This window comes from Cupriavidus sp. FW306-1B-F12B, from assembly GCF_058781795.1.
In genome coordinates, this window is record NZ_JBYSXC010000023.1 from 1 (window position 1) to 20,694 (window position 20,694).

Annotated in this window: 17 protein-coding genes and 1 pseudogene; 11 read left to right on the plus strand and 7 right to left on the minus strand. The window is 68.1% G+C overall.

Annotated elements, in window-relative coordinates; genetic code table 11:
- Positions 1-2,603, plus strand: a pseudogene (locus tag AC3WLE_RS28480) (DNA translocase FtsK); the annotation flags it as partial.
- Between the two features lie 33 nt (positions 2,604-2,636).
- Complete coding sequence (locus AC3WLE_RS28485; RefSeq protein WP_492357248.1) at positions 2,637-2,972, plus strand: cupin domain-containing protein; 336 nt, start codon at positions 2,637-2,639, stop codon at positions 2,970-2,972.
- A 34-nt stretch (positions 2,973-3,006) separates the two neighbouring features.
- On the opposite strand, the gene AC3WLE_RS28490 is transcribed toward AC3WLE_RS28485, so the two are convergent.
- Genes AC3WLE_RS28490 through AC3WLE_RS28505 form a run of 4 tightly spaced genes read right to left on the minus strand, consistent with a single transcriptional unit; the run spans position 3,007 to position 6,645 of the window.
- Positions 3,007-3,603 (minus strand): peroxidase-related enzyme, encoded by a 597-nt coding sequence (locus AC3WLE_RS28490; RefSeq protein ID WP_492357249.1) that lies wholly within the window; start codon positions 3,601-3,603, stop codon positions 3,007-3,009.
- Positions 3,600-4,136, minus strand: a complete 537-nt coding sequence (locus AC3WLE_RS28495; RefSeq protein ID WP_492320198.1) for a CMD domain protein — start codon at positions 4,134-4,136, stop codon at positions 3,600-3,602. Before AC3WLE_RS28495 ends, AC3WLE_RS28490 begins: the two co-directional genes overlap by 4 nt.
- Positions 4,137-4,166: 30 nt before the next feature.
- Positions 4,167-5,642 carry an FAD-dependent oxidoreductase gene (locus AC3WLE_RS28500; protein ID WP_492357250.1) on the minus strand — a complete coding sequence of 492 codons (1,476 nt, stop codon included), beginning with the start codon at positions 5,640-5,642 and terminating at the stop codon, positions 4,167-4,169.
- Positions 5,635-6,645: a LysR family transcriptional regulator gene (locus tag AC3WLE_RS28505; protein WP_492352344.1), complete on the minus strand. Its 1,011-nt coding sequence runs from the start codon at positions 6,643-6,645 to the stop codon at positions 5,635-5,637. Before AC3WLE_RS28505 ends, AC3WLE_RS28500 begins: the two co-directional genes overlap by 8 nt.
- A 247-nt stretch (positions 6,646-6,892) precedes the next feature.
- Here AC3WLE_RS28505 and AC3WLE_RS28510 point away from each other — a divergent pair, with 247 nt between their 5' ends.
- A complete protein-coding gene (locus AC3WLE_RS28510; protein WP_492320264.1) occupies positions 6,893-8,347 on the plus strand; it encodes a glycine betaine ABC transporter substrate-binding protein in 1,455 nt (484 codons plus the stop codon).
- Here AC3WLE_RS28510 and AC3WLE_RS28515 read toward each other — a convergent pair.
- Entirely contained in the window at positions 8,344-9,759 is a 1,416-nt protein-coding gene (locus tag AC3WLE_RS28515) for an aminotransferase-like domain-containing protein (RefSeq protein WP_492357251.1), read from the minus strand. The two genes, AC3WLE_RS28510 and AC3WLE_RS28515, sit on opposite strands and share 4 nt — an antisense overlap.
- 152 nt (positions 9,760-9,911) lie before the next feature.
- On the opposite strand from AC3WLE_RS28515, the gene AC3WLE_RS28520 reads away from it, so the two are divergent.
- The 3 genes from AC3WLE_RS28520 to AC3WLE_RS28530 are packed head-to-tail and all read left to right on the plus strand — an operon-like array spanning position 9,912 to position 13,297.
- Positions 9,912-10,097: a DUF2970 domain-containing protein gene (locus AC3WLE_RS28520; RefSeq protein ID WP_340527259.1), complete on the plus strand. Its 186-nt coding sequence runs from the start codon at positions 9,912-9,914 to the stop codon at positions 10,095-10,097.
- Between the two features lie 13 nt (positions 10,098-10,110).
- Positions 10,111-11,445 (plus strand): c-type cytochrome, encoded by a 1,335-nt coding sequence (locus AC3WLE_RS28525; protein ID WP_492352341.1) that lies wholly within the window; start codon positions 10,111-10,113, stop codon positions 11,443-11,445.
- A 7-nt stretch (positions 11,446-11,452) separates the two neighbouring features.
- Positions 11,453-13,297 carry an NAD(P)/FAD-dependent oxidoreductase gene (locus AC3WLE_RS28530; protein WP_492357252.1) on the plus strand — a complete coding sequence of 615 codons (1,845 nt, stop codon included), beginning with the start codon at positions 11,453-11,455 and terminating at the stop codon, positions 13,295-13,297.
- A 7-nt stretch (positions 13,298-13,304) separates the two neighbouring features.
- On the opposite strand, the gene yihG is transcribed toward AC3WLE_RS28530, so the two are convergent.
- Both yihG and AC3WLE_RS28540 read right to left on the minus strand, forming a co-directional pair.
- Entirely contained in the window at positions 13,305-14,207 is a 903-nt protein-coding gene (gene yihG / locus AC3WLE_RS28535; protein ID WP_492320265.1) for a 1-acylglycerol-3-phosphate O-acyltransferase, YihG family, read from the minus strand.
- A 231-nt stretch (positions 14,208-14,438) separates the two neighbouring features.
- Positions 14,439-15,395: a SphA family protein gene (locus AC3WLE_RS28540; RefSeq protein WP_492320204.1), complete on the minus strand. Its 957-nt coding sequence runs from the start codon at positions 15,393-15,395 to the stop codon at positions 14,439-14,441.
- Between the two features lie 312 nt (positions 15,396-15,707).
- Between AC3WLE_RS28540 and AC3WLE_RS28545 the strand changes: the two genes are divergently transcribed.
- From AC3WLE_RS28545 to AC3WLE_RS28565, 5 genes are all read left to right on the plus strand, one after another.
- Positions 15,708-16,493 carry a hypothetical protein gene (locus AC3WLE_RS28545; RefSeq protein ID WP_492357253.1) on the plus strand — a complete coding sequence of 262 codons (786 nt, stop codon included), beginning with the start codon at positions 15,708-15,710 and terminating at the stop codon, positions 16,491-16,493.
- Positions 16,494-16,523: 30 nt separating this feature from the next.
- Positions 16,524-17,687 carry a BamA/TamA family outer membrane protein gene (locus tag AC3WLE_RS28550; protein WP_492352337.1) on the plus strand — a complete coding sequence of 388 codons (1,164 nt, stop codon included), beginning with the start codon at positions 16,524-16,526 and terminating at the stop codon, positions 17,685-17,687.
- 69 nt (positions 17,688-17,756) lie between these two features.
- Positions 17,757-18,152, plus strand: a complete 396-nt coding sequence (locus AC3WLE_RS28555) for a hypothetical protein (protein WP_492320207.1) — start codon at positions 17,757-17,759, stop codon at positions 18,150-18,152.
- A gap of 147 nt (positions 18,153-18,299) precedes the next feature.
- Entirely contained in the window at positions 18,300-19,529 is a 1,230-nt protein-coding gene (locus AC3WLE_RS28560; RefSeq protein ID WP_492357254.1) for a formylglycine-generating enzyme family protein, read from the plus strand.
- Between the two features lie 51 nt (positions 19,530-19,580).
- Entirely contained in the window at positions 19,581-20,678 is a 1,098-nt protein-coding gene (locus AC3WLE_RS28565) for an HAD family hydrolase (RefSeq protein WP_492357255.1), read from the plus strand.
- Positions 20,679-20,694: the final 16 nt, after the last annotated feature.

Below are 20,694 nucleotides of genomic sequence, written 5' to 3' on the forward strand. Positions count from 1 at the left end.
CCCTTCACCGGCTCCGGCGCCGCGCCCGGCGCAGCCCCTGCGCGGCACGGTCGTCAGCAGCCCGTTCCGCCAGCCGCAGCCGCTGGTGCGTTCGGCGATTACGACGCTGCCCGAGGCTTCCGGCAAGGGCGTCGCCTCGGCCACTGCTTCCGTCACGGTACCTGCCGCCGTATCAGTGCCGGCCGAAGCCGCCGCCGTAGCGCCGGCCCTCACTGGTGCCACGCAAGCCGTGGCCGCTCCCGCGCAGCCGGTTGCCAGCGCGGAACCCGAGGCAGTGGCAGCGCCTGACGCATCTGTCATGGAACCGGTGTCTGCAGACACCGATATAGTTGGCGACATCGCGCCGGATTCCGTGCCGGCCGAAGCCGACGAAGCCACGCTTGCCGCGATCCGGCAGGAAGCCCTCGACCTGCTGGCCGAGTTGCAGGCGCTGGCAGGCAAGCCAGTGGTAGCGCAAGCGGCTGTGCCGGAACCGCAACAACCGGACGCGGCTGTGCCGGACGTGGCGCCGGACATTGCCGTCGACGCGGAACCGCACGCATTGGCTACCGTCACCCTGCCACGAAGCCGAAGCCGAAGCCGAAGCCGAAGCCGAAGCCGAAGCCGAAGCCGAAGCCGAAGCCGAAGCCGAAGCCGAAGCCGAAGCCGAAGCCGAAGCCGAAGCCGAGGCCGAGGCCGAGAGCGGAGATCACGCCGTTGTCATTGGGGAATCCGAAGCGCTGGCAGCTGCCGAGCCCGAACTGGATGTCACCGGTGCCGAGGCCGTAGCCCAGGCCGTGGCAAGCTCCGCGATGGAAGAGGGCAGCGCTCTCGATGCCAGCATCCCGGCACCCGCGGAGGACAACGAACCCGGCGGATTGATGGACGGCAATGGCCTGATCGCCGAGGACGCGGAAGCGGATGCGGCCGAGCCTGCTGGAACAGCAGAAGCGCCTGAAGCGACGGAAGCCCCGGAGGTCCCTGAGCCTGCTGAGACACCTGCACTGAACCAGGCGCCGACCCCGGCCGCCAAGCCGCGCATCGTGCTGCCCGCCGTGGTCGGCCGCACCGTGCCGCTCGCTGCCGCCCAGCCTGCGCCCGTGCCGGTGCCGGTCGCGCCGCCGCCTCCGCGCCCCGTCGTCGACTACCGCCTGCCACCGGCCGAACTGCTGGAGACCGGCGTCGACAGCGCCGAACAGGTATCGGAAGAGCGCCTGCGCGAAACCGGCGAGCTGATCGCCCAGCGGCTGGCCGAGTTCAAGGTGCCAGTGGCCGTGGTCGGCGCCGGTGCCGGCCCGGTGATCACCCGCTTCGAGGTCGAGCCCGCCATGGGCGTGCGCGGCGCCCAGGTGGTCGGGCTGATGAAGGACCTGGCGCGCGCGCTGGGCGTGACCTCGATCCGCGTGGTCGAGACCATTCCCGGCAAGACCTGCATGGGGCTGGAGCTGCCCAATGCGCGCCGGCAGATGATCCGGCTGTCGGAGATCGTCAACGCGGCCTCGTTCCAGGCCCACCATTCGCGGCTGGTGCTGGCCATGGGCAAGGACATCACCGGCAATCCGGTGGTGACCGACCTGGCCCGCGCGCCGCACCTGCTGGTGGCCGGCACCACCGGCTCGGGCAAGTCGGTGGCGGTCAACGCCATGATCCTGTCGATGCTGTACAAGGCCACGCCCGAAGACGTGCGCATGATCATGATCGACCCCAAGATGCTGGAGCTATCGGTCTACGAAGGCATCCCCCACCTGCTGGCGCCGGTGGTCACCGACATGAAGCAGGCCGCGCACGCGCTCAACTGGTGCGTCGGCGAGATGGAAAAGCGCTACAAGCTGATGTCCGCGCTGGGCGTGCGCAACCTGGCCGGCTACAACCAGAAGATCCGCGCCGCGGAGGCCGCCGAGCGCAAAGTGCCGAACCCGTTCTCGCTGACGCCGGACGCGCCCGAGCCACTGTCGCGCCTGCCGATGATCGTGGTGGTGATCGACGAACTGGCCGACCTGATGATGGTCGCCGGCAAGAAGATCGAAGAACTGATCGCGCGCCTGGCACAGAAGGCGCGCGCCGCCGGCATCCACCTGATCCTGGCCACGCAGCGCCCCTCGGTGGACGTGATCACCGGCCTGATCAAGGCCAATATCCCGACGCGCGTGGCGTTCCAGGTCTCGTCCAAGATCGATTCGCGCACCATCCTCGACCAGATGGGCGCCGAGAGCCTGCTCGGCCAGGGCGACATGCTGTTCCTGCCGCCCGGCACCGGCTACCCGCAGCGCGTGCATGGCGCCTTTGTTGCCGACGACGAAGTGCACCGCGTGGTGGAGCACTGGAAGCAATTCGGCGAACCGGACTACGATGAAACCATCCTCGCCGGCGACCCGGCCGAGGCCGGCAGCACCGACCTGTTCGGTGACGGCGGCGGCGAGGGCGAGGCCGACCCGCTCTACGACGAAGCCGCCAGCTTTGTGCTGACCAGCCGCCGTGCATCGATCTCCGCCGTGCAGCGCCAGTTGCGCATCGGCTACAACCGCGCGGCACGCCTGATCGAGCAGATGGAGGTAGCCGGATTGGTGTCGCCGATGGGCCGCAACGGCGCGCGCGACGTACTGGCGCCGGGGCCGGGCAACTGACGGGTTCGGCAACCACGACTTCCCGGAGGCAGCATGCAGCCTGAACACGGAAACCTGCTGGCGGACGTCCCGGCCGGCGCGGCCCAGGAACTCTTCCAGCCGCTGCTGGAACGGCCCGGGCTGCGGATCGAGCGCATCGTCTCCAACGGGCAGGCCAGTCCTGAGGGCTTCTGGTACGACAGTGCAGAGGCGGAGTGGGTGCTGCTGGTCAGCGGCAGCGCCGCCATCGAGATCGAAGGCCAGTCCGGCCAGCATCCCATGAAGCCGGGTGACTGGCTGCACCTTCCGGCCCACTGCCGCCACCGGGTGGCGTGGACCGATGCCAGCCAGCCCAGTGTCTGGCTGGCGGTGCATCACGGTGCGGGCTGAGCGCCCGCGCGCATTGCGGCTGGCGCCTGACGGCTTACTCCCCGGATTGCTCCGGAAACACCGGCTCGCCCAGGTTCAGCATCAGCCGGTTCGCCCAGGCAAAGATGGCGATCGAGTGGATCAGGTCCAGGATTTCCGCATCCGTGACGCCCGCTTCCCGCAACGGCTTGAGTTGGTCGGCAGTGACTTCGGCGGGCCGCTCGGTCAGTTCGATCGAGAACTTCGCGATTGCCCGCTCGCGCGCAGTCGTGCCGGCGGTATGGGGATCGTCGAACACCTGGCGGATCACGTCGTTGCGCTTGGCCAGTTGTTCGAAGCGCTGCGCATGGACCGATGCGCAGTAGACGCAGCCATTGATGCGCGACACCACCGTGGTGGAGAACTCGCGTTCGGCGCGCGGCATGCCGCCGGGGGCGTACATGATGGCGTTGAAGGCGGTGGAGCGCTGGCGCAGGATTTCGGGCTGGTGCACCAGGAAGCGGTAGTAATCCTGGACCTTGGCCTTGGGATGGCTCTCTTCGAGTACGGCGACCTGCTCGGGCGTGGCCTGGTCGAGTTCGACCACGTCCAGCCAGGCCTTCCAGTCGAGGACTTCATTAGTGAAGCCGTGGGATTTGATGATCTCGCTCATGCCTGGGCTCCTGCGGCGTTGTCGTTCAGTGCTTTCAGCGCATCCAGGCCGGCCACCAGCCGGACCTGGTACGACAGGAAGGCGACCAGTTGCGCCAGCGTGACCACTGCCGGGGTGCTCAGGCCGGCGGCGGGCAGGGCCTGCAGCGCGGCCTTGTCGCCCTCAACGGGCTTTTCGATCAGCTTGCGGGTGAACTCCAGCATGGCGCGCAGGCGCGTGTCGGCAATATCCTCCGGCTGGCCTTCGGCCGCGGCGCGGACCTGGCTGGCATCTGCGCCGGCTTGCTCAAGGCGCGCGCGATAGTGTGCGGCCAGTGCCGTCGACGGCGTCAGGCGTGCCGCGTACAGCGCAACCAGCAGGCGCTCTGCCAGCGACAGGCCAGGCAGGGCGGGGTCGAACAGGGCGTCGTAGCTGCCTTGCGTGGCGGCCACGACCTTGTTGCGCTGGTGGCGCAGCGCGTGCGTGGCGCTACCCGGCGCGAGGCCGGTGAGCTGGTCGATCAGGTCGACCGTGGAAGTCGGGGGCTGGGTCATCGGACTCTCTAGGTTCAGGTCGGGTGGGATTCAGGCCTTGGCGGTGCGCAGCGCCGGCGGCGGGGCCGGCACCCATTCGTCGCCGAAGACTTCGGGTTCGGCATAGGCCTGCAGCGCGGCGTAGTGCAGCTCAACGTCTTCCTGGTACAGCAGCGCGGCAATGCCCTGGCCGAGCCGGCGTGCGCCGTCGCTGATCGCCGGGATGTCGCCGGACACGGTGCCATGCGACAGCGCCGCCGGATAGCAGAAGCAGTGGATGCGCGTGACGCCGGGGCAGGCGCCGGGCGTCTTCTCCTGGAATTCGAAGGCTGCGCCGAGATCGGGAGAATCGGACAACTCGCGGTCTTCCTGGCCCGCGGGCGGCGCATGGCGGTCGCGCCAGAAGCGGATATGCGGGGCGAAGGCGGCGAACTCCGGCCGTGTTTCCAGCGCGATGCGAAAGCCCGTCGAGAAGATCAGGAAGTCCAGCTCGAACGTGCCCTGCGGTGTCTGCACGTACAGGACATCGCCTTGCGCCTCGATCGCTTCCAGCGCTGCGCCCAGGTTGAAGAAGGCATTGGCATGGCGCGACACGCGCAGCGTGCTGCCGCGCGGCGGCGGCACCTGCTGGGTGTTGATGTAATGGCGCAGCCGCCATTTCCAGGCATCGGACAGCCCGTAGTGGCCGAAAGTCAGGCCCGGATTGCCGGCGCCCTTGCTCTTGTTGACGCGCGGAATGTCCGGGCGGCGGATCAGCATTTCGACGCTGGCGGCGCCCGCCTCCAGCGCGGTCGCGGCGCTGTCCATGCCCGAGGCGCCTGCGCCGACCACGCCCACGCGCTTGCCGCGCAGCTTGGCGTAGTCCATCTCGTCCGAAGAATGCGCCCACAGGTGGCGCGGCAGCGTGTCCGCGACCGGCGGCACGTAGGCACCGCCCAGGCCGTCACGGCCGGTGGCCAGCACCACGCGGCGCGCCAGCACGGTGTGCGGGCCGTCCGGGGTCTGCATCGACAGCGCCACCAGGCCGTCCGCGCGCGGCACGATGGCATCGACCTGGTGCTGGTTGCGGATATCCAGCGCCAGCACCTCTCGGTACCAGCGCAGGTAGTCCATCCATTGCAGGCGCGGGATCTTGTCCAGCGTTTGCCAGGCGGCCTCGCCGAACTGCGCCTCGAACCAGGCGCGGAAGGTCAGGGCCGGCAGGCCCAGCGCGGGGCCGGTCAGCTGCTTGGGCGAGCGCAGCGTCTCCATGCGCGCGGTGGTGGCCCACGGGCCTTCGAAGCCCGCCGGGGCGCGGTCAAAGGCGCGCACGCGGATGCCCAGGTGCGTCAGCGTGGCGCAGGCTGCGAGTCCCGCCATGCCGCCGCCGATGACGGCGGCGTCGAGCACGTCCTGGCCATCGTGGCTGCGCGGCATGGTCCAGGCCTTGGCGGGCAGGTCCAGCCAGGACAGGTCCCGGCGCAGGCGCGCTTCAAGCGCGGCCAGGCCGGCGGCGGGGATAAGGGCGGGAGCGGATAGGTCAGTCATGGCTTGGAAGTCCGGCATCTTGCGTGAGCGTGTCAGCGTCGTCGCTGGCATTGCCATAGAGCGATTGCAGCAGCGCGCCGTGTTCGGCGGGATCGCGCCGCACCAGGTCGGGCAACAGCGCGGCGGCGGCGTCGGCCACGGCCTGCACCAGCCCCAGCACCGCCGTGCTGGCCGGGCGGGCCTGTGGCGTGATCACGCCGAAGTAGAAAGGGATATCGGCATCGATGGGCCGCACGGCGATATCGGCCAGCGGCAGGCCGCGGGCGGTCACCGGCTCCAGCACGGCGATGCCCAGCCCGGCGCGCACCAGGGTCAGCGCGCTGATCGAGGTGTTGGTGTCGATCACGCCCGCTTTGGGCACGCCGGCGCCAGCCAGGGCCCGGTCGACGCGGCGGCGCAGCCGGTACGGGTTCTGCATGGTGACGATGCGGCGCCGGCGGCAGTCCTGCAGCGCGATCGCAGGCTGCGCGGCCAGTGTGTCGTCAGCACGCACGGCTGCGACGCATGCGGACTGGCCGATCCAGTGCACGGTCACGCCGCGGTGTTCCAGCGGCAGGCTGTTCAGGCCGATGTCGGCGGCGCCGGTCAGCACCGCGTGCACCACCTGTTCGGGCGACACACTCTGCACCGCGACACGTTCCGGCGCGCACAGCCCGCGCTCAAAGGCCAGCGCCAGCGCCGGCGGCAGCAGGCCGGCCGCCAGCGCTGGGGTCGCGGCAATGCGCAGGGGCCGGCCATCGCCGCGCGCCAGCGCCGCGGCGCGGGTGCGGATCTGCTGCATGCCGGCCAGCGTCTGCTCGACTTCGTCATAGAGCAGGAAGCCTTGCTCGGTCGGGCTGACGCGCGGGCCGCTGCGGGTGAACAGGGCAAAGCCCAGCTCGGCCTCCAGCTCCTGGATCAGCCGCGTGATGGCCGGCTGCGAGCGGCCGAGCAGGCGCCCGGCGGCGGTGACGCTGCCGGTGGTGACGACTGCGGCGAAGGCTTCCAGTTGCCGGATTTCCATGGCGGGCCGGGTCTCGGGATTAATGTATGTGTAATCCGGATTCTGACGCCTTCATCATGCAAATGGCAAATACAATTTCGGGATAAGGACATGCGGCAGCTATGATGTAGCGATGCCGGGCGCACACCGGCCCCATATCGGGACAGACGTTTTGGCTTGGATCCACGGCAGTCGGGAGATTGGGAGAACAGGGCGCGCGCTGTGGCGGGCAGTGGCGTGGGTGCTGGCTGCCGCACTCGCGGGCGCGATGCCGGCGCGCGCGGCAGATCCGCTGCGCATCGGCTCCAAGCGCTTCACCGAGTCGTACATCCTTGGCGAACTGCTGACCCAGGCCGCGGGGCCGCCCGGCGCCGCGCAGCACCAGCCAGGGCTGGGCAATACCGCGATCGTCTTCGAGGCGCTGAAGGCCGGCAGCATCGACCTCTATCCCGACTACACCGGCACGCTCGCCGCCGAAATCCTCAAGCTGCCCCCCGGGGCCGGCCTCGATGCCATCCAGCGGGCACTGGCGCCGATGGGGCTGGGCGCGGCAATTCCGCTTGGTTTCGAGAACACCTACGCGCTGGCTGTGTCCGATGCCCGCGCCGGCGCGCTGCGCCGGCTGAGCGACCTCGCCGCGCAGCCGCAGTTCAGGCTCGGCCTGTCCCACGAGTTCCTGGGGCGCGCCGACGGCTGGCCGGGGCTGGCCAGCCGCTATGGGCTGCCGCAACGCCCGCTCGGGCTGGATCACGGCGTCGCCTACGAGGCCTTGGCCGCGGGACAGGTCGATGCCATCGACATCTATTCCACCGACGCCAAGATCCGCAAGTACAAGCTGCGCGTGCTGGAGGACGACCGGCATTACTTCCCGCGCTACGACGCGGTAGTGGTCTACCGCCTCGACGTTCCGCAGCGCTTCCCGCAGGCCTGGCAGGCATTGGAGCGGCTGGCCGGGCGCGTCAGCGCCGACGACATGATCGCCATGAATGCGGCGGCGGAGATCGATGGCCAGTCATTCGACGCGATCGCGCGCGCGTTCCTGGCCGGCACTGCGGGGCAAAAGGCAGCGCATGACGGTGCCGGGCCGCGCGGCCGGCTGTTTGCCGCGCTGTTCGGGCCCGACACCACGCGCCTGGCGCGGCGCCATGTCGGCCTGGTGGCGGGGGCGGTCGGTGCCGCCACGCTGGTCGGCGTGCCGCTGGGGATGCTGGCGGCGCGGCGGCGCCGCACCGGACAGGCGGTGCTTGGCGTGGTCAGCGTGCTGCAGACGGTGCCGTCGCTGGCGCTGTTGGCGATGCTGATTCCGCTGCTGGGCCGCATCGGCGTCTGGCCGGCCATGGTGGCGCTGTTTCTCTATGCCTTGCTGCCGATCGTGCGCAATACCGCGACCGGGCTGGAACAGGTGCCGCAGGGTATGCGCGACGCGGCGCGTGCGCTCGGGCTGCGCGGCGGGCAGGTGCTGCGCTACGTGGAGCTGCCGCTGGCCTTGCCGGTGCTGCTGGCGGGCATCAAGACCGCGGCCATCATCAGCGTGGGCACTGCGACCATCGCGGCCTTTGTCGGCGCCGGTGGTTTCGGCGAGCGCATTGCCACCGGGCTGGCGCTCAACGACACCACGCTGCTGCTCGCGGGCGCGATCCCGGCAGCGGTGCTGGCACTGGTGGTGCAGGCCGCGTTCGAAACCCTGGAGTGGGCGCTGCGCCGCCATCGCGATGCGCGCTAGCTGCCTTGCTGCGCGATCAGCCGCCCGAGGGTGGCGACGGCGGCCTCGGCCTCGTCGCTCCACAGGTGCCCGTAGTTGAGCCGGATGCAGTTGCGGTAGCCCTGCCGCGCGGAGAAGATCGGACCCGGCGCAATGCCGATGCCGGCGTCGAGCGCGGCATGGTGCAGCGCCAGCGCATCGAAGCCCGGCGCAAACTCGACCCACAGGAAATACCCGCCCTCCGGCCGTGACACGCACACGTCTTCCGGGAAATGCTGGCCGATGGCATCGATCATGCGGCCCTGCTGCGTCTCCAGCATGTGGCGCAGCTTGCGCAGGTGCTTGTCGTAGCCGCCGTGCTGCAGGTATTCGGCCAGCGCCACCTGCGTGGGCACGCCGGCCGACAGCGTGGTCATCAGCTTGAGCCGCTGGATGGCCTCGCCAAAGCGGCCCGGCGCCACCCAGCCGATGCGGAAGCCCGGCGCCAGCGTCTTCGAGAACGAGCTGCAGTGCATCACCAGCCCCTGCGTGTCGAAGGCCTTGGCCGGCAGCGGGCAGCGGTTGCCGAAGTAGAGCTCGCCATAGACATCGTCCTCGATCAGCGGCACCTGGTGGCGCGCCAGCAAGGCCACCAGCGCCTTCTTCTTGTCTTCCGACATGCTGGCGCCGAGCGGATTCTGGAACTGCGTCATGAACCAGCACGCCTTGACCGGGTGCCGTGACAGTGCGGTGTCGAGCGCGCCCAGGTCGATGCCTTCGGCGGGGTCGACCGGGATCTCCACGGCCTTGAGCCGCAGCCGCTCCAGCGCCTGCAGCGAGGCATAGAAGCCGGGCGATTCGATTGCCACCACGTCGCCCGGCTGCGTCACCGCCATCAGGCACAGGTTGAGCGCCTCGAGCGCACCGTTGGTGACGACCAGGTCCTCGGCCGGCTGCGGCGCGCCCGCGCCCAGGTAGCGCAGTGCGATCTGGCGGCGCAGCGCGGCATTGCCCGGCGGCAGGTCGTTGACCGAGTACCACGGGTCGAGCGCGCGGCCGGCGCGCGCCAGCGACTTGCCCAGCCGCTCCCACGGGAACAGCTCGGGCGACGGAAAGGCCGAGCCGAACTGCACCAGCTCGCGGTCGCGCGCGCCTTCCAGCACGGCGAACACCAGCTTGGAGATGTCCACCTGCGTTGACACCTGGCGCGACGGCCGCGCCTGCGGCTGGGGCAGCTCGCGCCGTGCCGGTCCCGCCACGTAGTAGCCGGAGCGCTCGCGCGCCCGCACCAGTCCGCGCTCTTCCAGCCGGTAATAGGCCTGGAACGCGGTCGAGGGGCTGACGCCATACTGGGCCACGGTCTTGCGGATCGACGGCAGGCGCGTGCCCGGCGGCAGGCTGCCATTGCGGATATCGGCGGCCAGGGTTTCGGCAAGGGCTTCGTAGCGTTTCATGGCGGCTTGGCGGGGGCTTGGCGGGTCAGCGCATTATCTCCCCGCCAGGCAAACTGATACGTAAATTTTCCTGGTATCTGATGCTGTTATGGATGGCGCGCACAGCCCATAATCGGCATCTCGTACACAAAGGCGTTGTGCAAGGAGATGCCATGAACCCGTTGAGGCTGTTGCGGACCGTGCTGTGGGGCTTCTTTGGCCTGCGCCAGGGGCAGGAGCACCAGCGCGACCTGGACACCTTGCGCCCGGTGCCGCTGATCCTGACCGGCGTGGCCGTGGCCGCGGGGCTGGTGGTGTGCCTGGTGCTGGCGGCAAACTGGGCGGCGTCGGCTGCGTGAACTGACTGCCCCCATGCTTCTCTTGCCCCAAGGACTTGATATCGCCACATCCCGCGCGCTGCGCAAGCTGGCCAGCCTGACGCTGGCGGTGCTGCTGCCCATGGGCATGGCGCTGGCCGCCACCGACACGCAACAGATCGAACGCGGCCGCTACCTGGCGCGCATCGCCAACTGCGCCGCCTGCCATACCAGCGCAGGCGGCAAGCCTTTCGCCGGCGGCCTGCCGATCCGCACGGCGGTCGGCACGATCCATTCGACCAATATCACGCCCGATACCGGCAGCGGCATCGGCGCCTATACCCTGGCCGAGTTCGACCGCGCCTTGCGCCACGGCGTGGCGCGCGACGGCAAGCGGCTCTATCCGGCGATGCCGTATCCCTCGTACGCGCGCATGCGCGCCGAGGACGTGGCGGCGCTGTACGCCTACCTGCGTGCCGAGGTGGCGCCGGTCACCCAGCACAATCCCGCGCCGCAGATGCGCTGGCCGTTCAGCATGCGCAGCCTGCTGGCGGTGTGGAACGTCCTGTTCGTCGATGACGACCCGGTCCGCACCGACCCCGCGCGCGGCGCAGCCTGGAACCGCGGTGCCTACCTGGTGCAGGCGGTGGCGCACTGCGGCGCCTGCCATACGCCGCGCGGCAACCTGTTCGCCGAGAAGGGGCTGGACGAGCGCAGCCGCCATTTCCTGTCGGGGGCGAGCGTGGAGGGCTGGTCCGCCACCAACCTGACCGGCGACCAGGTCACCGGCCTGGGCGCGTGGTCGCGCGCGGATATCGCCGAGTTCCTGCGCACCGGGCGCAACGGGCACGCGACCTCGTTCGGGCCGATGTCCACGGTGATCTCCACCGCCACCCAGTACATGAGCGCGCCCGACCTCGATGCCGTGGCCGCCTACCTGAAATCCCTGCCCGGCGCGCGCGGCGAGGACAAGCCGTTCCGGCACGATGCCGCCACCGCGCAGCAACTGCGGCAGGGCCGCTTCGATGTGCCCGGTGCGCGCCAGTACGCGGTGTTCTGCATGCCTTGCCATGGCGCCGACGGCAAGGGCTTTGCCCGCGTGTTCCCGCCGCTGGCCGGCAACCCCACCGTGGCCGATCCCGACCCGGCCTCGCTGGTGAACCTGCTGCTCGACGGCGCCGTGACCGCGCGCGTGGGCACCGCGCCGGCGGATTACCACATGCCCGGCTATGGCTGGACGCTGGACGACCAGGAACTGGCCAATGTGCTGACCTTTATCCGCGGCAGCTGGGGCAACCGCGCGGCGCCGGTGCCGGAAGCCGCCGTGGCGGCACGGCGCAAGGCGCTGGCCGCGCAGCACCCGGCTGCGGCAGGCGACGCATCCCGATGAGCACCCGATGACGATTACGCGCAGAGACTTCCTCAACGGCACCGCCCTGACCATTGCCGCCGGCCTTGCGCCCGTGCAGTTGCTGCACGCGCAGCAGGGCGGGGCAGGCGTGGCGTATCCGCCCGCGCTGACCGGCCTGCGCGGCAACCATGCCGGCACCTACACGCTGGCGCACAGCCTGGCGCGCGAGGGCGCGAAATACCCGGTCGTGCTGGCGCGCGAGGCTTTCGACTTGGTGGTGGTCGGCGGCGGGCTGAGCGGGCTGGCGGCGGCGTGGTTCTACCGGCGCCGTTTCGGCGCCAACCGGCGCATCCTGATCCTGGACAACCACGACGACTTCGGCGGCCATGCCAAGCGCAACGAGTTCACGGTGCGCGGCAAGCGGCTGGTGACCTATGGCGGCAGTGCAGAAATGCCGGCAGGCGCTGCCAGCGACGCCGCGGTGCGCGAACTGCTGGCGGGGATCGGGCTCGATGCCACGCGCCCGCCTGGCACTGTGCCTGCGGATCCCTATGCCGCGCTCGGCATGGGCCGCGCCGTGTTCTTCGATGCCGAGCATTTCGGGCGCGACCAGTGGGTGGCTGGCGATCCGTTCGGCGAGCTGATCGATTCCCGCAGCGGGCAGCAGGCCGGTGCCCCGGATGCGGCTGCCCTGTCGCGCTTCCTGGACAACACGCCTTTGCCTGTGGCGGACCGCGCCGCGCTGGCGCGGCTGGCCGCCGGCACCACCGATTACCTGCCGGCGCTGTCCGGCACCGAGCGCGCGGCAGCGCTGCGCTCCGTGCGTTACGCCAGCTTCCTGCGTGACAAGGCCGGCATCGGCCTGGCCGGGCAGCGCTTCCTGCGCAGCCGCAGCAACGATGCCTATGCGCTCGATGCCGATGGCATTTCGGTTGCCGACGCCATCGCCATCGGCCTGCCTGCCGGCGCCAACATGCCCGCGCCGGCGGGCAATGCGCGGCTTGGCAAGTCGCCGGCATCGCGCCTGTGGTTTCCGGATGGCAATGCCTCGCTGGCACGGCTGCTGGTGCAGAGCCTGATCCCGGGCGCGGCGTCGATCGCCCGGCCGGCCGATGTGGTGTCGGCCGCGTTCGACTACAGCCGGCTGGACCGCGACGGGCAGCCGGTGCGCCTGCGCCTGAACAGCACCGCGATCGCGGTCGAGCCCGACGGCAATATCACGCGCGTGACCTACGGGTTCAGCGGCAACCTGCATCGCGTCGAGGCGCGCCACGTGGTGCTGGCCGGCTACAACATGATGATCCCGTACCTGCTGCCGTCGCTGCCGGCCAAGCAGAAAGAGGTGCTGCACAACGAGGCCAAGGCGCCGCTGGTCTACACCAAGGTGGCGCTCGACCACTGGCAGGCGTTCGCCGCGCTGCGCACGCGCCGCATCCACGCGCCGGCCATGGCCTATACCGACCTGTGGCTGGAGCCGCCGGCGGGCAGGCAGCCCTCCGATCCGGCCGTGCTGCACATGCTCTATGTGCCGACCGTGCCTGACAGCGGCATGCAGGCGCGCGACCGCTTCCGCGCGGGCCGCGCCTTGCTGCTGGGCACGCCGTTCGACACGCTGGAGCGCGACATCCGCGCGCAGCTTGACCGCATGCTCGGGCACAAGGGCTTTGCTTCGAAGGACGTGATCCGCGGCATCACCGTCAACCGCTGGGCGCATGGCTACAGCTATATGCCCGACAGCCTGGCCGCTGAGAACGTGGCGCCCGACGCGGTGTGGCCAGGGCTGGCCGGCGTGGGCAATATCAGCATCGCCAACAGCGACAATGCCGGCAGCCCTTCGCTGACCGCGGCGGTGGGACAGGGGAAGCGGGCAGTCGAGCGGCTGCCCGGGTAGCAGGGCTTCAGCCTTCGCGCGGCGGCGTCAGCGCATCGATCTCGGCGTCCTTGGCTTCCCACTGGCGTGCCAGCCAGTTGTGGAATTCCGTGCGGAAGGCCTTGTCGCTGCCGTAGTCGGCCTCGCAGAAGGCCGGCGGCACCGGCAACTGCCGCATGCGCACCAGCACCGGGCCGGCGCGTCCGCAGGCCAGGTCCCAGAAGCCTGGCGCGCCTTCCGGGTACACGATGGTGACGTCGAGCAGGGAGCGGAACTTGTTGCCCATCGCATTCAGCGCCACCGCCAGCCCGCCGGCCTTGGGCTTGAGCAGATGGCGGTACGGTGAGTCCTGGGCCGCGCGCTTGGCCTCGGTGAAGCGGGTCCCTTCGGCAAATACCATCACGCTGGTCGGCACCAGCGAAAACTTCGCGCAGGCGCGCTTGGCCGTTTCCTGGTCCTGGCGCCGCAACGCCGGATTGCGCCGCAGCTGCGCCTTGCCGTGGCGCTTCATGAACGGAAAGTCCAGCGCCCACCACGCCAGCCCGATCACCGGCACATAGATCAGCTGCTGCTTCAGGAAAAACTTCAGCAGCGGGATGCGCCGGTTCAGCGAGCGCTGCAGCACGAAGATATCGGCCCACGACTGGTGGTTGCAGTTGACCAGGTACCAGTCGGCATAGCGCAGTCCCTCATTGCCCTGGACGTCCCACGGCTCACGCTGGATCCACGCGAACCAGCCGGTGTTGCCGGAGATCCAGGCGGTGGCGATGCCGTTGAGCATCGGATCGATGCGCCGCCTGACGGCGGCAAACGGCAGCACCAGCTTGAGCAGCGCGAGCGGGAACAGCAGCGCGCACCAGAACAGCGTGCTGCCGCTCAGCAGCGTCCAGCTGAGCGTGCCGGTGAGCCACGCGAAGCGGCCGCGCGGCACCGGAGCCGGACGGCGGCGAGTTGGCGGTGGGGAGGGCTGACTGGTTGAGGCATTGGTGCCGGTGGCACCGGTTGAAGGGGAGGGAACTGAGGTCATGGATGCCAGTTTGCAGGCTTGAAAAGGTTGAGGGCTTGCGCGTGATCAAGGCAGGCACTATTGCGTGCGTACTTCAACTTGCCCAAAGGGGTGCATGGCATGCATTCTGCCTTGCCGCGGGGGAACGCACAGGCCTCAGAACACGATAGTCGCCGTCCCCATGAATGTGTTCGTACTCTTCAGGCGGTTCTTGCTGGCGACGGTCGGCACCCAGCGCAGGCCAAGCGAGAGCAGACTCTTGGCGCCGATCTTGGTGTCGTAGGTGACGATCGGGCCCACCGCCCAGTCATGTCCGCGGAAGCCGTTCAGGCGGTCGGCGAGCGGGCCGCTGTCGTCGCCGAGCTGCTGCGTCGTGCCCGCGATCAGCCCGAGGCCGGCACCGTTGGCAAAGCGCTTGAGCAGCATGGTGTCGAGCGTGAACAGCGGCGCGTTCTGGTAATCGGTGGCGTTGTTGCGGGTGTAGAACTGGATCCCGGCCACGGCATCGAACTCAAGCCCTTGTTCGGGAAACAGCTTGGTGTAGGCCACCTGCGGAATGAAGGTCCAGTTGTTCAGGCTGGGGTTGGCCAGGGCGTTGGGGTCGTACTTGCCGGTCGGCGCCCACACGTTCAGGCTCAGCGCCACGTGCTCGGTCTTCGAGAAATGGTAGCCCGCGATGATCGGTGCGAAGGTAATGTCGAACAGGTTCGATGCGGTGTCCTGCGTCTTGCCCCCCAGCCCGCCCACGCTGAGGTTGGCGGTCACCTTGGTCCAGACATAGGGCAGCGTGAAGCTGGAGGCAAAGTTCCAGGGGCCGGTGTCGGTGTCCCAGACTTTCATCACCGTTGCCAGGGTGAACGCGACTTTGCCGTCCACGCCCAGCGCTGCCTTGCCCGCGATGGGCACGCTGCGGCTGCCGCTGATCGAGCCATCCAGGTAGATCTCGCCGACGTTTACGATCAGCGCCGGCTCCGGCGACACGACCCCTACATTGGGAAGCACGCTGGTGCCGGTCACGGGTCGCCCCAGGGCGCCTTCAGTCGCGTGCGCACCTGCACAGGCAAAGAGGAAGGGGGCAGCAACGGCGAGCCGGTTTGCGATGGTCTTTGACATATTCACGGAATATGAAGTGCAAGGCCGGCCCGGCGCTTGCCGGAATGCCGGACCCTGGCGCATGCCTGCCAGCGCCAGCTACAGTGAAATCACACGGTAAGGCAATGCCCAACCCTTATATTTTTGCGAAATTGCATACTACCAGCAAAGACCGCCGTCACTGCCAGCGCGCAAACCGATGAAAATCTTCATCACGGCATCGTAAATATTTACTTCACAAGCCCTGAGACGCTCTGCGATGATGGAAACGCCATATTCAATGGCGGGTGTTACCAATTTCGTTCAGGGCGGCCTTTCGAAATGAATTCAGTCATGCAGAAACTACGGCTAGCTGCGGGTAGCGTTGCGGTGATCTTGCCGCTGCTTGCCAGTGCGGCCGGGCCATCGACAGAGGACATGAATTCGTCAAACAATCCGCTTAGCCCGACTATTACCCTGAATCTGCAGGACCAGTATGTGGGGCGCTATTACGGACTCGGCGACGAGGACGGCAACAGCGTCTTGTTGCGCGGCACCATTCCACACAAGCTGTTCGGGTTGCCGCAGATCGTCCGGTTTACGATGCCGGTCGTGACCACGCCGAACGTGGCGCCGGACGGCAGCAAGACCGGGCTGGGCGACCTGAACCTGTTCAACCTGGTCCTGCTCAAGGGGATGGGGGTGGAATGGGGCATCGGGCCCCAGCTGACCATCCCGACGGCATCGCGCGACCAGACCGGCACCGGGAAATGGCAAGCCGGCCTGGCTGGCGTGGCAATCTCCCCGCAGAAATGGGGCATGATCGGCGGGCTCGTGACCTGGCAGCATTCCTTTGCCGGGGAAAGCGACCGGCCTACCCAGGATAACCTGACCGCGCAGCCGTTCGTGATCTATAACCTGCCGCAAGGCTGGTACCTGCGCAGCAGCGCGACCTGGAATTTCGACCTCAAGCGTGGGAATTATTACATCCCCCTCGGTATCGGCGCGGGCAAGATCTGGAAAATCGGCAAGGAAACCTACAACCTGTTTGCCGAGCCGCAATGGACGGTGGGGCACGAGGGAGTCGGGGTGCCCAAATTCCAGGTGTTCATGGGCTTGAATATCCAGTTCCCGCTGTAGCCATAAACAGGGACCTTTCATAACTTGCTGATGACCCGCTCCCAGGCAAGCCAGCGCATTGCATCGCTGCTAGGCGCACTGGCCTTGCTCTGGTGCGGCGCCGCCTTCGGCCAGGCTGAAGCGCCGGCTGAAAAGAAACCGCTGTCGTTCTTCGATCCTGAGGACGGCAAGCTGGACATGAGCGACTTCCTGCTCAATCACAAGGGCGCGCTGCCGGTGCCGGTCGTTATCACGGAACCAGCCGTTGGCTACGGCGGCGGGCTGGGGCTGATGTTTTTCTCCGAATCCATGGCGGATGCGGCGGCCAGCGCCAAGGCCAGTGGAAAGGGGCCCGCACCGCCGAACATTACTGCCATCGGCGGTGCGTATACGGAAAACGGCACCTGGGGCGCCGGCGTGGCGCACTTCCACACCTGGGACGGCGACCGCTACCGTTATCTTGGGGGCATCGCCAAGGTCAATGCAAACCTGGACTACTTCGGCTTGCTGAACCAGCCCCGTGCCTACGAACTCAGAGGCGTGGCATTGGTGCAACAACTGCTCGTGCGGGTTGCCGATACGCGTTGGTACGTGGGGCCGCGCTACGTGTATTTCGATTCGACCGCGACCTTCAAGGTTGGCGATGCGGGTGAACTCGGCAGCTTCGACAAGACCCAGCGCATCGGCAAGGCCGGGCTGGTGGTGGACTACGACTCGCGCGACAACATCTTCTATCCCAGCCGCGGCAGCTATGCCGAGCTGGAGGCGCAGTTTGCGCGCGGCGGCTTTGGCAGCACGCAGTCATTCAATATGTACAACGCGCGCGGCTTCACCTGGCTGCCGCTGGCGCGCACCGTGATCCTGGGGCTGCGCGCCGATACGCGCTTTTCCACCGGCGACGTGCCGTTCTACGCGCAGCCGTTCGTGGACTTGCGCGGGGTGCAGAAGGGGCGCTACCAGGACCGCAATGCGCTGGCGGCTGAAATGGAGCTGCGTTGGGACGTGACGCCGCGCTGGTCGCTGCTGGGCTTCACCGGTGTCGGCAAGGCATACGGGCGCTGGCATGATTTTTCCGATGCCTCGACCGTCTACAGCGTCGGTGCGGGCTTTCGCTACATGATTGCGCGCAAGCTCGGTGTCTCGATCGGTCTTGACGTGGCCCACAGCAAGGGCCAGAACGCCTTCTATATCCAGGTGGGGAGCGCATGGCACTGAGTTGCCGGAACCGCTCCATGTGCCGGTAGGGTGTCCTGGCGCCCACGCGCTCAACCTGCTCGCTACGCTATGGCAGCCAAGAAGATCAAGGACAGGAGGGGCATGATCGCCAGGCTGTCTGCCCCCGATGAGACGGCCAGCCGGAACTACCTGCGCGAAGCGGTGCTGCTCTGCGAAACGCATCTGGCCGGGCTGCCGGATGTCTCCAGGCCTTACTTCGGCGGGCACTTCGTCTGGCAAAACCGCGTTCACTACTATGTGGCCGGCCAGGAGAACGGCGGCCGCAGCCGCTTGATCGAGGTGTTCGTGATCGACGCTGGCGAAAACCTGGAGCCGCTGCACGCCTTTCAGTATCCGCCACCGCTGGCAGCGCTGTTTCCGGCGGACTACGGCATCCTCAATGAGGGTGAGGAAGATCCGGCGGCCCTGACGAAGATGGTGCCAAGGGCAGATAGCGAGCGATGAGCAGGGCGCCAGTGGCAGTGCGCGCAAGAAAAACTTAATTCACTTGGCCTCCGAACGAGAAAAAGCTGACTTCTGATAGCCGTAGCCATCTGAGATCATGGTTTGCGCTGAGTCAGCATGATTCTTGTATACAAAGAGGCGGAGTGAATGAGCGGACGACGTAAAGGCAGCAATCCCGGCGCGGGCGCGGGGCGTTCCGGCTCAGTTGCGCTTGCCGCGGGACGGCGCAGCGGGCAGAAGGCACTGATCCTGGTGCTGCTGGGTCTCGGGGTCGCAGCAGGCCTCGGCGCCAGCTACTGGTACATGCAGGGGCGGACGCCAACGGCGCCCGCCATCGTCATCGGCGATGGCAAGCGCGGACCCGCTGGCATGGTGCGCGTGCCCGGCGGCGAATTCCTGATGGGCAGCGACAGCAAGATGGCCCAGGCCAACGAGAAGCCGGCACACAAGGTGCGTGTACACGCCTTCTGGATGGACCAGCACCACGTCACCAATGCGGAATTCCGCAAGTTCGTCGAAGCCACTGGCTACGTGAGCACCGCCGAGAAGCCGCCCGAGTGGGAAACCCTGAGAGTCCAGCTGCCCCCGGGCACGCCCAGGCCGCCCGCCAGCGCCATGGTTGCGGGTGGCATGGTGTTCGTCGGGACGCCGCGTCCCGTGCCGTTGCGGGATTACTCGCGCTGGTGGCGCTATGTCCCGGGCGCGGACTGGCGCCATCCGGGCGGCCCGGGCACCTCGATCGAAGGCAAGGACGACCACCCGGTGGTGCAGGTCTCCTATGAGGATGCCGAAGCCTACGCCAAATGGGCCGGCAAGCGCCTGCCGACTGAAGCCGAATGGGAGTTCGCCGCCCGCGGCGGCCTGGAGCAGGCCACCTATGCCTGGGGCGAGCAATTCACGCCTGAGGGCAAGCAGATGGCCAATGTCTGGCAGGGCCAGCAGAACCAGCCGTTCCCGGTTGTCAGCCCCAAGGCTGGCGGCGCGCTGGGCACCAGCCCGGTCGGCACCTTCCCGCCCAATGGTTATGGCCTGGCCGACATGACCGGCAACGCCTGGCAATGGGTGGCCGACTGGTATCGCGCCGACCAGTTCCGGCGCGAGGCCAGCGCGAATCGCCTGGTCGAGAACCCGACCGGCCCGGCCGTCTCCTGGGACCCGGGCGAGCCCGGCATACCCGTCGATGCGCCAAAGCGCGTGACGCGCGGCGGCTCCTTCCTCTGCAACGAGGACTACTGCCTGAGCTACCGGCCCAGCGCGCGGCGCGGGACCGACCCGTACAACAGCATGTCCCACCTGGGCTTCCGGCTGGTGATGGATGACAGCCGTTGGGCGGAAATGCGCCAGCAGCAAGCCGTGGCGATGGCGCGGCAGCCGTAGCGCTGCCGGGACTTCCGCAACCGTATCCGAGCAACGACAGGAACTCGCGTCATGGACCATCCCACCCTTGCCCTGCCTCGCCGCGCGTGGCTGCCACGGCCGGCGCTGGCCGCCCTGGCGCTGGCGCTGACCGTCTCCGGCGCGAGCCTCACTGGCTGCACGACGCCGCCTGCGGCCGCTGGTGACAGGCAGTCCGCCTATGCGCCGGCGCCCGAAATCAGCGCCGCCGAGGCCTTGCCGTCGTGGCGCGACGGTCCGGTCAGGCAGTCGATCGTCAAGTTCGTCAGCGATGTCACGCGGCCGGGCTCGCCCGCCTTTGTCCCGCCAGAAGCGCGCGTTGCCGTCTTCGACAACGATGGCACGCTGTGGAGCGAGCAGCCGCTGTACTTCCAGTTCTTCTTCCTGCTCGACCAGGTCAGGGCGGCGGCGCCCCAGCACCCGGAATGGAAGAACAACCCCGCCTTCAAGGCGCTGATGGCCAACGACATGCAGGGCCTGATGCGCAATGAAAAGCAACTCACCGCGCTGATCATGACTGCCAACAGCGGCATGACGGTGGAAGAGTACGACCGCACCATCCGTGACTGGCTGGCGAAGGCGCAGCACCCGAAGTTCAAGCGTCCCTTCACGGAACTGGTCTATCAGCCGCAGCTGGAACTGCTCGCCTTCCTGCGTGCAAACGGATTCAAGACCTACATCGTCTCCGGCGGCACGATCGAATTCATGCGGCCCTGGACCGCGAAGACCTACGGCATTCCGCCCGAGCAGGTGATCGGCTCCTCCCAGGCGATCCGCTATGTGACGCGAGACGGCAAAGGGGCGCTGGTGCGCGACCCGAAGATGGATTTCGTCGATGACGGTCCGGGCAAGCCGGTCGGCATCTACCGCAATATCGGCCGCCGCCCGATCCTCGCCGTCGGCAATTCCGACGGCGACCTGCAGATGCTGGAGTACACCACCAGCGGCGATGGGCCGCGCATGGCGGTGCTGGTGCGCCACGACGACGCCGAACGCGAGTTCGCCTACGACCGCGAATCGAAGGTCGGCAAGCTCGACAAGGCGCTCGATGCCGCCGCGGCAAAGGGCTGGACGGTGGTCAGCATGAAACAGGACTGGCAGCGGATTTATCCCGGGAACAAGCCGCAGTGAGCAGGGTTTGCCTGCC

Coding starts and splice junctions, on each gene's coding strand:
- AC3WLE_RS28515 (WP_492357251.1), bottom strand. CDS start 9,759: ATGAAACGCTACGAAGCCCTTGCCGAAACCCTGGCCGCCGATATCCGC.
- AC3WLE_RS28560 (WP_492357254.1), top strand. CDS start 18,300: ATGAGCGGACGACGTAAAGGCAGCAATCCCGGCGCGGGCGCGGGGCGT.
- AC3WLE_RS28485 (WP_492357248.1), top strand. CDS start 2,637: ATGCAGCCTGAACACGGAAACCTGCTGGCGGACGTCCCGGCCGGCGCG.
- AC3WLE_RS28520 (WP_340527259.1), top strand. CDS start 9,912: ATGAACCCGTTGAGGCTGTTGCGGACCGTGCTGTGGGGCTTCTTTGGC.
- AC3WLE_RS28555 (WP_492320207.1), top strand. CDS start 17,757: ATGGCAGCCAAGAAGATCAAGGACAGGAGGGGCATGATCGCCAGGCTG.
- AC3WLE_RS28530 (WP_492357252.1), top strand. CDS start 11,453: ATGACGATTACGCGCAGAGACTTCCTCAACGGCACCGCCCTGACCATT.
- AC3WLE_RS28565 (WP_492357255.1), top strand. CDS start 19,581: ATGGACCATCCCACCCTTGCCCTGCCTCGCCGCGCGTGGCTGCCACGG.
- AC3WLE_RS28540 (WP_492320204.1), bottom strand. CDS start 15,395: ATGTCAAAGACCATCGCAAACCGGCTCGCCGTTGCTGCCCCCTTCCTC.
- AC3WLE_RS28510 (WP_492320264.1), top strand. CDS start 6,893: ATGCCGGCGCGCGCGGCAGATCCGCTGCGCATCGGCTCCAAGCGCTTC.
- AC3WLE_RS28500 (WP_492357250.1), bottom strand. CDS start 5,642: ATGACTGACCTATCCGCTCCCGCCCTTATCCCCGCCGCCGGCCTGGCC.
- AC3WLE_RS28490 (WP_492357249.1), bottom strand. CDS start 3,603: ATGAGCGAGATCATCAAATCCCACGGCTTCACTAATGAAGTCCTCGAC.
- AC3WLE_RS28545 (WP_492357253.1), top strand. CDS start 15,708: ATGCAGAAACTACGGCTAGCTGCGGGTAGCGTTGCGGTGATCTTGCCG.
- AC3WLE_RS28550 (WP_492352337.1), top strand. CDS start 16,524: ATGACCCGCTCCCAGGCAAGCCAGCGCATTGCATCGCTGCTAGGCGCA.
- AC3WLE_RS28505 (WP_492352344.1), bottom strand. CDS start 6,645: ATGGAAATCCGGCAACTGGAAGCCTTCGCCGCAGTCGTCACCACCGGC.
- AC3WLE_RS28525 (WP_492352341.1), top strand. CDS start 10,111: ATGCTTCTCTTGCCCCAAGGACTTGATATCGCCACATCCCGCGCGCTG.
- AC3WLE_RS28495 (WP_492320198.1), bottom strand. CDS start 4,136: ATGACCCAGCCCCCGACTTCCACGGTCGACCTGATCGACCAGCTCACC.